The 15,716-nt window shown below is 37.7% G+C and carries 13 protein-coding genes; 12 read left to right on the forward strand and 1 reads right to left on the reverse strand.

The features are described from left to right. Positions 1–144: 144 nt before the first annotated feature. The 10 genes from CPHY_RS22420 (at position 145) to CPHY_RS08040 (ending at position 11,788) form a co-directional block, all read left to right on the forward strand. Complete coding sequence (locus CPHY_RS22420; RefSeq protein ID WP_012199564.1) at positions 145–1,140, forward strand: GNAT family N-acetyltransferase; 996 nt, start codon at positions 145–147, stop codon at positions 1,138–1,140. A 12-nt stretch (positions 1,141–1,152) separates the two neighbouring features. Continuing rightward, complete coding sequence (locus CPHY_RS08000) at positions 1,153–1,950, forward strand: sugar phosphate isomerase/epimerase family protein (protein WP_012199565.1); 798 nt, start codon at positions 1,153–1,155, stop codon at positions 1,948–1,950. 272 nt (positions 1,951–2,222) lie between these two features. Next, positions 2,223–3,305 carry a glycine cleavage system aminomethyltransferase GcvT gene (gene gcvT, locus CPHY_RS08005; RefSeq protein ID WP_012199566.1) on the forward strand — a complete coding sequence of 361 codons (1,083 nt, stop codon included), beginning with the start codon at positions 2,223–2,225 and terminating at the stop codon, positions 3,303–3,305. A gap of 25 nt (positions 3,306–3,330) precedes the next feature. After that, a complete protein-coding gene (gcvH, locus tag CPHY_RS08010; RefSeq protein WP_012199567.1) occupies positions 3,331–3,714 on the forward strand; it encodes a glycine cleavage system protein GcvH in 384 nt (127 codons plus the stop codon). Positions 3,715–3,727: 13 nt separating this feature from the next. Beyond that, positions 3,728–5,047, forward strand: coding sequence for an aminomethyl-transferring glycine dehydrogenase subunit GcvPA (gcvPA, locus tag CPHY_RS08015; RefSeq protein ID WP_012199568.1), 1,320 nt, complete (start codon positions 3,728–3,730; stop codon positions 5,045–5,047). Between the two features lie 4 nt (positions 5,048–5,051). Then, on the forward strand, positions 5,052–6,512 hold the full coding sequence (gene gcvPB, locus CPHY_RS08020; RefSeq protein WP_012199569.1) for an aminomethyl-transferring glycine dehydrogenase subunit GcvPB: 1,461 nt from the start codon (positions 5,052–5,054) through the stop codon (positions 6,510–6,512). Continuing rightward, positions 6,496–7,494 carry a lipoate--protein ligase gene (locus tag CPHY_RS08025; RefSeq protein ID WP_012199570.1) on the forward strand — a complete coding sequence of 333 codons (999 nt, stop codon included), beginning with the start codon at positions 6,496–6,498 and terminating at the stop codon, positions 7,492–7,494. The genes gcvPB and CPHY_RS08025 overlap by 17 nt, the downstream gene beginning before the upstream one ends. A 218-nt stretch (positions 7,495–7,712) precedes the next feature. Next, positions 7,713–9,125 (forward strand): dihydrolipoyl dehydrogenase, encoded by a 1,413-nt coding sequence (gene lpdA / locus CPHY_RS08030; protein ID WP_012199571.1) that lies wholly within the window; start codon positions 7,713–7,715, stop codon positions 9,123–9,125. A 395-nt stretch (positions 9,126–9,520) separates the two neighbouring features. After that, complete coding sequence (locus tag CPHY_RS08035; protein ID WP_012199572.1) at positions 9,521–11,428, forward strand: ATP-dependent DNA helicase; 1,908 nt, start codon at positions 9,521–9,523, stop codon at positions 11,426–11,428. 78 nt (positions 11,429–11,506) lie between these two features. After that, a complete protein-coding gene (locus CPHY_RS08040; RefSeq protein WP_012199573.1) occupies positions 11,507–11,788 on the forward strand; it encodes a DUF503 domain-containing protein in 282 nt (93 codons plus the stop codon). A 281-nt stretch (positions 11,789–12,069) separates the two neighbouring features. On the opposite strand, the gene CPHY_RS08045 is transcribed toward CPHY_RS08040, so the two are convergent. Continuing rightward, positions 12,070–12,897: an AraC family transcriptional regulator gene (locus CPHY_RS08045; protein ID WP_012199574.1), complete on the reverse strand. Its 828-nt coding sequence runs from the start codon at positions 12,895–12,897 to the stop codon at positions 12,070–12,072. Positions 12,898–13,107: 210 nt separating this feature from the next. Between CPHY_RS08045 and CPHY_RS22425 the strand changes: the two genes are divergently transcribed. Beyond that, on the forward strand, positions 13,108–14,544 hold the full coding sequence (locus tag CPHY_RS22425; RefSeq protein ID WP_012199575.1) for an ABC transporter permease subunit: 1,437 nt from the start codon (positions 13,108–13,110) through the stop codon (positions 14,542–14,544). 98 nt (positions 14,545–14,642) lie between these two features. Then, complete coding sequence (locus tag CPHY_RS08055; RefSeq protein WP_157668681.1) at positions 14,643–15,614, forward strand: carbohydrate ABC transporter permease; 972 nt, start codon at positions 14,643–14,645, stop codon at positions 15,612–15,614. Positions 15,615–15,716 lie beyond the last annotated feature (102 nt).

A 15,716-nucleotide genomic window follows, 5' to 3' on the forward strand; every position in this document is an offset into this window, starting at 1 on the left:
CTTAGCTTGTTTGACGCGTTTTATGTGTTTAACTTAGTTCATAATAAGACTACCATTCCATGATTAATTTTGCTAAAATAAGTTAATCGATAAGCTATTAAGAAATGCTTCAGAAAACTTAGAAAATTAGAAAAGGAGCCTTCTATGGAAAAAGAGAGTGAAAGGGACGAGGAATACTTTGATCTTTATGATAAGAATCGAAATTTATTAGGAAAAAAGCATCGCCGTGGTGATAAGATTGGGGATGGAGAGTACCATTTGGTTGTTCATGTTTGTATATTTAATCATAAGAACGAGTTGTTAATTCAACAGAGACAACCATTTAAGAAAGGCTGGCCTAATTTATGGGATTTATCTGTCGGAGGTGCTGCGATGGCAGGGGAAGATAGTCAAAGGGCAGCGGAACGAGAGACTAGGGAAGAGATTGGTTTAGAGATTGATCTTACCAACATAAGACCACATTTTACTGTAAATTTTGAGAATGGATTTGATGATTATTATTTTATAACAAAAGATATTTCCATAGAGGATCTTACTTTACAGCCAGAGGAAGTGAGAGCGGTGAAGTGGGTGAATAAGGAAGAGTTATTAGCAATGCAAAAGAGTGGAGTAATGATTCCTTTTTACTTTTTAGATAAGATATTTGATATTAAAAACGCTTATGGAAGTATATTAACTGAGCGAGAACCAATAGAAATTAAGTATGCAACAGAGGAACATTTAGATTCTTGGATGAACCTGGTTGAAATTGTACGTTGGAATTTTCCAGGGCTAGAAACAGAAGAATTGTTAGAAGAATACAAAAATACGGTGAGAAAGAATATCAAAAGAAGGAGTGCCATCTGTGCGCTTCAACATCACCAGGTTGTAGGAATTCTATTGTTTTCTACCAACCACAATATGCTTAGTTGTCTCGCAGTTCATCCGGATTACCGTAGAAGAGGAATAGCTACACGTTTGGTTATTGAAATGATGTGTAATCTTAATAAAGAGAAGGAAATAGTCGTAGAAACATTTCGAGAAGAGGATGAAAAAGGTGAGGAAGCAAGAGCCTTTTATCAACATATGGGGTTTGTGGAAGGTGAACTATGTCAGGAGATGAATTATCCACTACAGCGATTCAAAAAACTGCCTAATTAGGAGGGGGAAAAGATGCAATTTGGTATGCCTACCTTAATAGAACAGGACAATTTAGAAGAAACTGCAATTCTTTGTAAAAAGCTTGGATTACAGTTTATAGAACTAAATATGAATTTTCCGCACTATCAGATAGATATTTTAGAAAATGTAGATTATTTTCTTGGCATAATGAAGCAGCATGATATATATTACACCATTCATTTGGATGAAAACCTTAACGTATGTGATTTTAATCGTTCAGTTGCAAAAGCGTATTTTGAAACGGTGAGAAGGACAATTGCAGTAGCTAAAAAGCTTCATGCTCCCATTATAAATATGCATCTACATCCAGGCATCTATATTACTCTACCGCAAAGAAAATTATATCTTTATGAGCAATATCAAGATATCTATCTAGAAAATATGGAAAGATTCCGTTTCATGTGTGAAGAAGAAATTGCAAAAGAAGATATTAAGATTTCAATTGAAAATACAGGTGGTTTTTTACCATTTCATAAAAAGGCAATAGAGCTATTACTACAGAGTAATGTATTTACCTTAACCTTGGATATCGGTCATTCTTATTGTGCGAATGGGGTTGATGAGAAGTTAATTCTGGAGAAGGAAGATAGGTTAAAACACTTTCATATTCATGATGCTAAGGATAATAAGAATCACTTAACACTAGGTACTGGAGAGATTGATTTATCAAAATGGCTTACCCTTGCTAAGATAAATAAATGTCGGTGTGTATTGGAAACAAAAACAATGGAGGCTCTGACTCTATCAGTTCAGTGGTTAAAGGATTATAAAACAGATCTCTTTATCTAATATTAATTTTCTTTGAATCAATATTTGTTGGACTTAAAAATCTTTGTATAGTATTCAAATGTTAAAATGCTTACGTGATAAGCAACTAATCCATAATTCTATAATCTATTAAAACATCTATACCAATTTGCAAAAGATATATGGTAAAATAGTAAATAAGAAAATTATGTAAATAAAGGATGTGATAATCTGAATAGAATGTTTGTATTGGGTAGTGAGTAAGATTGATAAAGAATTCAGTTAATTTCTTATAAATTTAAGGAGGATTAGACATGGAACTAAAAACACCGCTTTACGAAATGCATCTGAAACTTCATGGCAAAATGGTCCCTTTTGCTGGATATCTCCTTCCCATCCAATATGAGGAGGGAATCATAAAGGAGCATATGGCAGTAAGAACAAGAGCAGGGATTTTTGATGTTTCTCATATGGGGGAGATACGCTGTAGTGGAAAAGACGCACTTAGGAATCTGCAGCAGTTACTGACCAATGATTTTACCGATATGTCGGATGGTCAAGCAAGATACAGCCCCATGTGTAATGAGCAAGGGGGTACGGTGGATGATCTAATTGTATATAAGAAAAAAGAAGAGGAGTACTTAATCGTCGTAAATGCTTCTAATAAAGAAAAGGATTACCACTGGATGTTAGAGCATAAATTTGGAGAGGTGGTGTTTGAAGATATTTCTGATAAAATCTCACAAATCGCCTTACAGGGTCCTAAGTCTCAGGAAATACTTATGAAGCTATCAACAGACATTCCCGAAAAGTACTATCATGCTGTTTTTGATGGAATGGTGGCTGGAATTCCATGCATGATATCCAGAACCGGTTATACAGGGGAAGACGGTTTTGAACTTTATTTAGATAATACATATGCTAAAACAATGTGGGAAACGCTTATGGAGGCAGGAAAAGAATACGGACTGATCCCTTGCGGGCTGGGGGCAAGGGATACCCTGAGGCTGGAGGCAGGCATGCCGCTGTACGGTCATGAGATGAATGATGAGATTAATCCGGTGGAAACCGGCCTTTCGTTTGCTGTGAAGATGCAGAAGGAGGATTTCATCGGTAAAGACCATTTGCCAGATAAGGATTCTCTGATGAGAAAACGAGTAGGCTTAAGGGTAACAGGGCGTGGAATCATAAGGGAACAGGAAGATGTACTTGTAGACGGGAAGAAAGTAGGCTTTACAACATCGGGAACCCATTGCCCATACCTGGGCTATCCGGTCGCCATGGCTATCCTTAATAAGGAATACATAAAAGTAGGTACAAAAGTAACGGTGATTGTTCGGGGAAGAGAAGTAGAGGCAGAAGTGGTGCCCCTTCCATTTTATAAAAGAACAAAATAATCCATCAAGGAAAAGGAGAATTATTATGAAGGTATTAGAAAACTTGGTTTACACAAAAACACATGAATGGGTAAGGTTTGAGGATGAAACTACAGCATTAGTCGGTCTTACGGATTATGCGCAACAGACGTTAGGACAACTTGTCTTTGTTAATCTTCCGCAAGAGGGTGACGAAACGGTAACCGGAGAAAGTTTTGCCGATGTGGAGTCTGTAAAAGCTGTTTCAGATGTCTATTGCCCGGTAACCGGAGTTGTATCGGAAATTAATGAAGAACTTCTCGATGCACCAGAAAAGATCAATGACACTCCTTATGAAGCCTGGTTTGCAAAGATAACCGATATTACGGAGAAAGAGGAATTCTTAAGTCCAGAGGAATACGAAGAATTTGTAAAAAAAGAAATGGAATAAAGGAGATCTGCATATGGGTTCATTTGTACCAGCAACCGATCGAGATAAAAAAGAAATGCTGTCAGCGATTGGAATTGATAGCATAGAAGACCTTTTTGGGCAGCTTCCGCAAGATGTTAAGCTAATGGATGGGCTGAACCTTCCGAGTGGAATGTCTGAAATGGAAGTATGTAGGAAGATGGAAGGCATTGCAGCAAAAAATACGGTATTTCCGGTAATTTTTAGAGGGGCAGGTGCATACAGGCATTATATTCCGGCCGTTGTGAAAAGCGTGTTATCCAAAGAAACTCTATACACCGCTTATACCCCATATCAGGCGGAAATCAGCCAGGGAATCTTACAATCCATATTTGAATACCAGACGATGATTTGTGAACTTACTGGAATGGACACGGCCAATGCTTCCGTGTATGACGGTGCTGCCGCGGCGGCAGAAGCGGTAGCTATGTGCAGGGACAGAAAGAAAACCAAGGCCTTTGTCTCCGCTGCGGTTCATCCTCAGGTAATGGAGACCATAAAGACCTATTGTTTTGGAAATGGGATGGAATTGACTGTTATTCCTGAGAAAGACGGTATAACAGATCTTAATTTTCTAAAAGAACATATTGATGGTCAGACCGCATGTGTATATATTCAGAATCCGAATTATTACGGTAGTCTGGAATTAGCCAGAGAAATCGGAAGCATAGCAAAGGCAGCCGATGCCAAGTATATCATGGGCGTAAATCCTATTTCCTTAGGTGTCATAAAGACGCCGGAAGAATATGGTGCTGATATTGCAGTGGGAGAGGGACAGCCCCTTGGATTGCCGTTAGCATTCGGCGGGCCATATATCGGCTTTATGGCATGTACGAAAGAACTGATTAGAAAATTGCCAGGAAGGATCGTCGGAGAAACTGTTGATTTCAATGGTAAAACAGGATATGTTCTAACTCTTCAGGCAAGAGAACAGCATATCCGAAGAGAAAAAGCATTAAGCAACATCTGTTCAAACCAGGCACTTTGTGCATTGGCAGTGGGAGTCTATTTATCTGCTATGGGAGCAGAAGGGCTGAAGCAGACAGCTATACAGTGTATGTCAAAGGCACATTATATGGCAAATCAATTAGAAGCAATCGGGTATCCGGTTATAAACCACGGGGAATTCTTCCACGAATTTGTGACCATTTCAAAGGTTCCAGTAGAAAAGGTAATGAGTGCACTGGAAGAGGCAGGAATTCTTGGCGGTTATCCATTAACCGGTGAAAGAGCCGGGCAAATCTTATGGTGCTGTACGGAAATGAATGCAAAAGATGACATCGATCGTGTTATTGGCATTCTGAGGGAGGTGTAAGGTTATGCTGATATTTGAAAAAGGGCAGGAAGGAAGAAAGATGAGTATTCTGCCGGAATGTGATGTGCCAATCAGTCTACCAAAAGAAGACGACCAGAGAAAAAAGAGTCTGCACCTTCCAAACGTGTCTGAAAATGAGATAAGCAGGCATTATACAGAAGCAGCGAAAAAGGCATATGGTGTAAATGACGGCTTTTATCCTTTGGGCTCTTGTACTATGAAATATAATCCCAAAATCAATGAATACATAGCATCACTTCCTGGATTTGCGCAGATTCATCCGCTACAACCGGAGCATACGGTGCAGGGCTGCATGGAGGTATTAAAAACTACAGAGCAATATTTGTGTGAGATAACCGGGATGGACCGGATGACCTTTCAGCCAGCAGCAGGAGCCCATGGTGAATTTACCGGACTTTTGCTGATAAAAGCATATCATGAAAGTCGTGGTGACGGAAAAAGAACGAAAATCATAGTACCGGATTCTGCACATGGAACCAATCCTGCAAGTGCGTCAATGGTCGGCTATTCGGTTATTAGTATCCCATCAGGGGAAGATGGTGGAGTAGATTTAGAGGAATTAAAGAAAGTAGTTGGAGAAGATACGGCGGGACTGATGCTGACTAATCCTAATACCTTGGGACTTTTTGATAGAAATATACTGGAAATTACCAATATCATTCATGAAGCCGGAGGACTTACTTACTATGATGGAGCAAATCTAAACGCCATCATGGGGATGATAAGACCAGGAGATATGGGGTTTGATGTAGTCCATCTGAATCTTCATAAAACCTTTTCCACACCTCATGGAGGCGGAGGTCCGGGTAGTGGACCTGTAGGCTGCAAGAATCTCCTGGCTGAATTTTTACCAAATAATCTGGTGGAGGAAAAAAACGGATATCTGTTCAAAAGTCCTGTTCAAAGTACCGGACAGGTGAAAAGCTTTTACGGAAACTTTCTGATTGTGGTTAGAGCCATGACATATCTGTTCATGCTCGGAAAGGAAGGGATCCCGGAAGCTTCAAAGCATGCGGTATTGAACGCCAATTATATGATGGCAAAATTAAAGGATGTATATGACATGGCATATCCTAGAACCTGTATGCATGAATTTGTCATGAGCCTCTCCAGGCTTAAAAAAGAGAATGGGATATCAGCTATGGATATAGCAAAAGGACTTTTGGACCATGGAATCCATCCACCGACCATGTATTTTCCTCTGAACGTATCCGAAGCGCTAATGGTGGAGCCTACGGAAACGGAATCAAAAGAAACTTTAGATCAAGCAATTACTGTATTTCGCAGCTTATATGAAACAGCTAAATTAAATCCGGAAATTCTTCATCAGGCCCCTGTCAATACGTCAGTCACCAGGCTTGATGAAGTAAGAGCAGCCAGAAATTTAATATTAAGATATGACTTCTCAGATAAGGAAACAGATAAAGATGATACAGAAAATTAAATATTTAAACGGAAGCAGTAATGACCCTTATCTGAACCTTGCCATAGAGGAGTACTTATTAGAGACAGTAGAGCAGGATACTTGCTTTCTTTACCTCTGGCAGAATGAAAATACTGTTGTAATCGGTAGAAACCAGAATCCATGGAAGGAATGCAGAATTCAGGAACTTAAAGAGGATGGTGGACATCTGGTGAGAAGGCTTTCAGGTGGAGGCGCCGTATTCCATGATCTTGGGAATCTTAATTTTACGTTTCTTGTTCACAAGTGTCATTATGATCTGGATAAACAGCTGGAGGTCATTCTATGTGCGGTCAAGAAACTGGGAATCCATGCAGAAAAATCAGGACGAAATGATATTACCATATCTGGAAGAAAGTTTTCTGGCAATGCCTTTTATACCAGAGGGGAGAAGTGCTATCATCATGGAACCCTACTAGTAAGTGCAGATATGCAGAAGCTTTCTAAATATCTGCAGGTTTCAAAGGATAAGCTGGCTTTAAAAGGAGTGGATTCCGTTAGATCCAGGGTAGCTAATCTTTCTGAATATCAGACAGGGCTGACCATTACTATGCTTAAGGAAAAGCTTCTGGAGGCATTTGAGGAAACCTATGGACATAAGGCGGTTTACTGTAAACAGGAGGATTTGGATCAGGAGGCAGTGTCAAACGGAAGAAGGAAATTTTCGGATTTCTCCTGGCTGTACGGACGTACCATGGATTTTCAGTATGAACTGTCAAAGCAGTTTGCATGGGGAAATGTAAGCTGGCAGTTTCAGGTGAGCTGCGGAATCATAAAGGATTTGCAATTATTTTCTGATTCCATGGAGCCGGATCTTGTGGAAATGCTCCCTAGGTTTATAAAGGGAAGCAGATATGAGAATAAGGATATCTGTAATAGACTGAATCAGGTGTCTGCTATGACCCAAGTGCAATCAATCATAATAGAAGATTTAATTGAGTTTTTTGCTACTGCCAAAATTTAGAAGCCAATTGTGGAAATCAAGATTTTTTATGCGGATATTTGTGCCTGTATCGTTCACAGCACAAATATCCGTTACAGTTCTGCCTATAGTCATATAGTAAGTAATTTTTCTTCTATTAGTCCTGAAAGGAGACAAAGCGAAAGCGGTCTTTGAAAGAACAATAGAAGATAAGTTACTTTCAGTAAATGCACAAAGAAAGCGTAGAAAGAGAGGATAGGATGGAGAAAATATATGATTTGCTTGTTATTGGTGCAGGCCCTGGAGGATATGTAGCAGCGATTAAGGCTGCAAAGCTAGGAATGAAGACAGCAGTGATAGAAAACAGGGAAGTCGGCGGTACCTGCTTAAACCGCGGCTGCGTTCCTGCGAAAGCCATGCTGCATGCTGCAAAATTATATCAGGAGGTTCTGTCCGGAGAACAGTTCGGAATCCTCGTGGAAGAGGTAAGCTTTGATTACGGCAAAGTGATGTCCTATAAAAATGAGACTTCTGAAAGTCTCAGACTTGGAGTAGAACAGCTCCTAAAGGGAAATAAAGTGGAACGCTTACAAGGGATCGGGACGCTTTTGAAGGATGGAAGAGTTAGAATTAAGACAAAGGAAGGTGAAGAAATTCTCCAGGCGAAAAATATATTGCTGGCAACAGGATCGAAGCCTGTTCTTCCGCCCATTGAAGGAATCCATCTTCCCGGAATCATGACCAGCGATGAGATGTTTCAACTTGATCATGTACCGGAAAGTCTACTTATTATAGGCGGCGGGGTCATAGGGGTAGAATTTGCCACAGTATACTCATCATTTGGTTCCAAAGTTACATTGTTGGAGGCGGAAGAAAGACTTCTACCTGGTCTAGATAAGGAAATCTCACAGAATATAAAGCTGCTTTTGAAAAAGAGAGGCGTTGATATTCATACCAGAGCATTTGTTCAGAAAATAGAAAAGGTGGACTGTGAGTTTATCTGTACCTTTTTAGAGAAGGGAAAGGATCAAGAAAAAGCCGAGGTCCGAAAGATTCCATACTTGCTTTCAGCTACCGGACGTATCCCAAATACTCATGGTCTGCTGGAGGAGACAACATTACTGGAAATGGACAGAGGTAGGATTTTGGTAAATGAAAATTTTGAAACAAGCATGCCTAACGTGTTTGCTATCGGTGATGTTATTGGAGGAAGCCAACTAGCACATGTTGCAAGTTCTCAGGGTATCTGTGCAGTGGAACGAATGAATGGGAAAGAACCGTCAATTGATTTATCCGTAGTTCCATCCTGTGTTTATACAGATCCTGAAATTGCATGTGTTGGAATAACAGAACAGGAAGCGAAAGAGAAAGGAATCGAGACCGTTACTGGAAAGTTTTTAACACATGCCAACAGTAAATCATTGATAACAAAGGAAGAGAGAGGCTTTGTTAAAGTTGTTATAGATAAGGAAACGAACGTATTGCTGGGAGCGCAGATGATGTGCGCCAGAGCGACAGATATGATCGGTGAGATGGGAACTGCCATTTCCAATAAACTTACTGCGATGCAGCTTTTAAAGGCTATGCGGGCACATCCTACCTATAATGAGTCCATAGCGGAAGCATTGGAGGATTGTAACCATGGTGCGATTCATGCGTTACCGCGCAGGTAATTAATTTAACCTCATAAGCGGATTTCGAATATCCGCTTTGACAAATTAGATTGGGTAGACGTAATATACAGGTTCTTCTTGTTGAGGATATAGATATTACGTTTGCTTTTTTGGTGCTATGCCAATGCTAGATACTGAATAGCATATCGTTACGGTTGTTTAAGGTTCTATAGTGAAAGTTAGAATTAAATATTTCTAATTGAACACAGCTTTAGTTTCATGTATACTTATACTATATAAAGAAAATTAATGAGATTTATAAATAATCCTCTAATCACCTAAATGGGAATAGAGGATTATATTTGTTATTAGAAAAATGTTTGATAAATTAGCTTAAAGTTACAGATTGAGAACTTAAGTTAATTATTGATAGCGATATAGGAGAAACTGAAAACATGTGTGCAAGAAGAAAAGAACCCTTTGATTATAAGAATAAACAAGAATTTCAAGTGAATTTAGTTGAGTGGATTGGTGATGTGTTGTATGACCTTCTGCCTGAACATGGTTATGAGATTCGAGATGAGCAAATATTTACAGCTTTTAAAATTGCAGATGCCGTTTGCAATAAAAAAGTTCATTTAGCGGAGGCAGGGCTTGGAACAGGGAAAACATTTGCCTATTTGCTATCAGCAATTCCTTATGCTCGTTTTACTGGAAAACCCGTAGTGATTGCGTGTGCTACAACAGCACTTCAGGAGCAGCTTGCAGGCTCAGAAGGAGATATTAGAACGCTATCGAGACTACTTGGATTAGAAATCGATGCCCGGATGGCCAAAGATCCACATCAGTACATCTGTGATGTTCGAGTGGATGAAAATATGGAAGAATTCGGGGCGATGTCTAGTGAAATCAATGAGTGGTTGAGCAATACAAAGCTAGGTGAACGTTCGGAGATACCATACATCTCAGATCATGAGTGGAAGAAGATAAAATGGGTAGAATATATGGCTTGCGATATATGTTCTAGTCGAGGTTTTTGTAAACTTGTGAAAGCAAGAGAACAGTATAGACTTACAAAAGATTTGCTTATTGTGGATCATGAAACATTCTTTCATGATTTATGGACACGAGAGGAGCGATTAGCCAATGGGTTGTTGCCCATTCTTCCAGACTATTCCGCGGTCATTTTCGATGAGGGGCATAAAGTCCTTCTTCCTGCATCCATGCAAGCAGGACAACAGATTAATAAGGATGAAATTGATACTATGATTTCTGATCTTGAAGAGATACAGGGAGCTAGAGCTTCGCTAGCTTCAATAATTACTACGCTAGAAAATGCCACAAATTCATTTTTTACGCAGCTACAGCAGTCTGTAATAGTAGAAGAAAGCACAGAAAGGGTATCAATTCAAAGGAGTGACGCCTTACTAAAGGCTGCAACTACCTTTCGTAAGACCTTAGACCATCTTCTTCTAGAGATGCAAATAGAACAAGAACTATATACTGATTCATTATCATCGAATCAAATACAGGCATACGAGGGGCAGATAGAAAGAGCAATATGGGCACTAGACAAATTCTGTAGAAATCAGGGGAGTAATATAGTTTCTTGGGTAGAACAAAAGGATGGTAGCTTTTGGGTTGTTCCACGAAGGATTGGTGATATGTTAAATAAACATTTATTCCAGAAAAAAATACCAGTAGTCTTTACCTCCGCGACCTTAAGTAATAAAGGTGATTTTGATTATTTTATAAGAACACTCGGGTTAGAAGAGCCATCCAAATCCACGATTGGAAGTCCTTTTGATCTGGAAAATCAAGTCGTTGTCTACTTACCAAAGACAACGAATAAAATTAAGCACTTAGTATCTTTATTAAATGAGAACGGTGGACGAGCGCTTGTGCTTACCAATTCCTTGCATGAAACAAAAAAAATCAGAAGGAAATTACAAGGGTATCACTTCCCATTTGAAATGATATGGGAAGATACAGGGGAGCGTGGATATCTTGTCCGAGAATTTAGAGAGGAAGAAACCTCAGTTTTAATCGGGTCTAATTTTTGGGAAGGAATCGATGTACCAGGTGAGGCATTGAATTTGCTAATCATCTGGGAACTACCTTTAAATGTTCGGGATCCTCTCATTGAAATACAACGTAAGGAAGCAAGAGAACAGGGCTTAGATCCCCTTGTTATAGTTGATTATCCTGAAATGGTTCTAAAATTAAAACAAGGCTGTGGTAGATTAATTAGAACAGAGGAGGATAATGGAGCAATCGTTATCCTAGATCCTGTGATAGGAACTCCTTGGGAAAGCTACGTGATGGGAGCGCTGCCTTCGGGTGCAAGAATAGAGAAACAGTGAATAGGAAATATACTATAATATAAAAGGTGACATAGCGGTATACTTAATGAAATATTTCAAGTAATGGGAGATTTCGATATGTTTATAGGAACTGTAAAAATAACATTGTATGCGTCTTGGGTACATTCCTTAAAGGAAAAACGAATGATTGTAAAGAGTTTATGTGCGAAGGTAAGAAACAAATTTAATGTTTCAGTTGTTGAGATTGAGGAACAAGACATTCATCAAACGATTGTAATTGCAGTAGCCTGCGTTACTGGAGCTGCATCCTTAGCAGATAGTGTGATTGAGAATGTAATCCAATTTGTTGAAGATAATACGGAGGCTGAGATTACAAATATAGAAAAAGAACTAAGATAGTGAATTACAATCAATTAAAAATAAAATCGAGGGTGAAAAAAATCAAGTCACAAAATCGAATGAAAAAAATTAAGTTAATATAAAACTTGGGTAACTGAGAGAAGGAATTCACAAATCTTAATTCTTAGTTCTAAATGAAATTTTGTATAAGCACAAAACGGAAGGAGGGGAAACCCTCCTTCTTAGTACGCGACAATAAAAAGTTCGCAAGTCGTATTTAATTTTAGGCAAAAAAGCTTGCGAAGTACTTTTTCATATTTTAATAGCTATAGTAGATAAAATTAAAATACTTGCTTAATATTCTCCTTTTTAAAAACACTAGGAGATATTCCGCAGTGTTTTTTAAATTGTTTGGAGAAGGTAAATGCATCGGTATAACCAAGACGCTCTCCAATTTCTGCAATTGTAAGCTCACTAAGTAACATCGTTTTTGCAGCATACATTCGTTGCTGATTACGATAAACCATAGGAGAAATTCCGACATCTTTCTTAAAAGTTTTACGAAAATTTTCGCAGCCAAGACCTAGGATATCGGCTATGTCATGTTCTGAATAATTTACGTTTAAATTACTACTTAATAAATCTTTAGCTTTTGAAATTATTCTTTTTTGCCTGGTTGTAATTTGAGTATTTGAAAGAAGATTCAGTATACAATTTTGCATTTGTTGGGAGATAGAAAATAGCATATGATTCTCAGCATGTTTTAAAAGTGATAGCAATTCGTCAAATTCATTTTGCGTGTCTTCTGAAATAACACAATCCAGTACTGGAAAATTCGGATCTAACAGCCCCATAGATAATAAAGCATAGTAGGTACTTGAACCAAAACTAATAAAGTATTCCTTCCATTGAATATTAGTATTTATCACAATACTATGCCTGATTCCTGGTAAACGTTGAACTAATTTTCCAGGTGATAATTTGTATTTCCGACCAAACTCATCACTATATTCCCCTTTTCCTTTTAACACAATAAAGCAACTGTAGTAAGGGTTTTTTACCTCAATCTGCGTAATGTTTGATGGATTAGTTATGTAACCACAAGCGATGATTCCATCTTTTTCAGTATTACCTAAGTATTTGTAAACACTGTTACTAATACTAGACATAGTTCACCTACCTATTTTTGTAAATAGTCATGAATAACGAAAAAATTTCGTACCAAAATGGACATCCTTTGTACCAATTATAACCTATTATTTCCATGTTGTATAGTGTAAAATTATATGTGTATAGTTTGTTTATTCATTGTACGAAATAACTGTAACTAAGCGGGGTTTACAACAGAAAAATTGTTATCAGACAGGAGAAAGAATAGTATGAAGGTAAAAAAAGTTACAAGTAGTCTTTATTTTATTCAGCGGATCAGTAGTCTCATAGGTGTGATTCTTCTATTCATTCCTGCAATTAATCCTTCACGGATTAGTGGATTAATTGGTAAAAATTTATCTATTTTCACCAGTGGATTTTTTTACTCTCGATTAACCCAGAATTTTGGGAGAGCGTTTAGTAAGGGCTGGGTTGGGACAATGACTACCCAAGTTTTATTTCTTTCTAGCATGATAGTCTGCATTGGATTTATTATTTGTGCAGCAGGTGCTTGCTTATCACCGGGATGTCTTAAGATGAAAAAGCAAGGTAATATACTAAGCGTTATTGGTACAGTACTTGCTTTAATAGGAGCTTATGGAATTCGGTGGTCACAGATTGATATCAAAGGTACCTCCAATCCAGATAAGGTTCAGCCGATGGAAAGCAATGCCCTTCTAATTTTTATTGTACTTACATTACTTATTTTATTAACATCACTCTTCTTATTAATTTTATTACCAAAACCAGATAAGAATGAAAAATACGAAATGGAAACCAAATACAAGTTATTCCTATTAATAATGCCGTTTCTTATTCTTTGCTTTGTATTTTCATATTTACCGTTGTTTGGATGGCGCTATGCTTTCTTTGATTACAAAGCAGGTGATTCCTTATCTTTGGATAATTTCGTTGGATTTAAGTGGTTTACATATTTATTTCAAAATAAATCAACCAGAGGAGATATTGTAAGGGTTCTAAGAAACACTCTGGCTATGAGCGGTTTAGGGCTAGCAACCAGCTGGTGCGCTATGGCATTTGCTATATTTTTATGTGAGATTAAGAGTCTTCGTTTACGAAGATTTATTCAAACCATTACAACCATTCCTAATTTTATTAGCTGGGTATTAGTATTTGCGGTTGCCTTTTCTATCTTTTCTACAGATGGTTTTTTAAGTTCTATCTTAATTAAGTATGGTGTTATAGATAATGGTGTGAACTACTTAATGAGTAATAATCATATGTGGTTAAAGATGCTAGCATGGGGAATGTGGAAGGGACTTGGATGGAGTGCGATTATATATATTGCTGCGATTTCAGGAATTGATCAGCAACTTTTTGAGGCAGCTACGGTAGATGGAGCCGGAAGGTTTCAAAGGATGTGGCATATTACGGTTCCTTCCTTGCTACCAACATTCTTAGTACTACTTGTTATGGCGATTGCAGGTATATTAAGTAATGGTATGGACCAATATTTAGTATTTCAGAATGCCTACAATACTGACACTGTTACAGTTCTTGATTTATATGTGTATAAATTAGGTATTAACAATGGTAAGATTCCTCTTGCTACTGTAGTTGGTATGGCAAAATCCATTGTTAGTATTATCTTGTTATTTGGCGCTAATAAAGTCTCAAAAATAATTCGTGGCAACAGTATAATATAAATAGTACGAAAAAAACTCACAATAGAATTTCAATTTACTTTGCAAATATTGTGTCTGCAGTCCAAAATTTGCAGGCTATGGAAAGGCTGGTAATTAATATGGCACGACGAACAAAGCAAGAAAAGATAGAAATGAAATTAGAGATGGAATATGAAAAGAAACATAAAAAGAGATTCAAGATGACTGTAAAAGATTTGATTTTTGAAATTATCAATCATAGTTTCTTTCTTATATTTACCTTTGCATGTATTTTCCCTTTTTACTACATCTTTATTAATACAGTCAGCGATAATGATTTAGTTCGTAAAGGTGCGGTTAACTTCATACCGCAAGGATTTCATATAAAAAACTATCTGGCATTAGCGAATGTGAATGATTTAATTACTTCATTAACAGTAACCTTATCAAGAACCATAATTGGTACAATATTAATGGTTGTCGCATCTGGATTTGTTGGTTATTTGGTAACAAAAAATGAAATGTGGGGAAGAAAGATTTGGTATCGTTTTATTGTTGTTACAATGTATTTTAATGCAGGTTTGATTCCATGGTATATCAATATGTCGATGCTAGGTTTAACAGATAACTTCTTAGCTTATATAATTCCGGGGATTGTAGCGCCTTATAATATTATCTTGGTTAAGACGTACATAGAATCGATACCAGCAGAACTTGAGGAAAGTGCCCAGATAGATGGCGCAAGTTATATGACGGTATTTCGCAAGATTATATGGCCTCTAAGTAAACCTATACTAGCAACAATAGCCATCTTTGGAGCTGTTGGTAACTGGAACTCATTTATGGATTCTCTGATCTTAATGCCAAATGCACCACAGCTTCATACCTTACAGCATAAACTATACTCCTACTTAAATGCAGCTACAAACCTTAAAGGTGTTATGAGTTCCGGCGGGGGTTCAGTTTCAGGTTCTGCTTTAAATAATATACTGAATGCTAAAACAATCAAATATACCATTTCTATGGTTACAATTATACCAATTCTATTGGTCTATCCTTTTATGCAACGTTACTTTGAAAAAGGCATTATGCTAGGTGCTGTAAAAGGATAAGAGTTGCTTTCTCACGTCATCATGATGTGAGAATATATGATGTTAACATCTCAAAAGTTTTGTAGGGTTCTTTTTGAGGTGTATATATAAGATAAATAAGGA

Origin of the sequence: Lachnoclostridium phytofermentans ISDg, assembly GCF_000018685.1 — a bacterium.
In the GTDB taxonomy this organism is placed as follows: domain Bacteria; phylum Bacillota; class Clostridia; order Lachnospirales; family Lachnospiraceae; genus Lachnoclostridium; species Lachnoclostridium phytofermentans.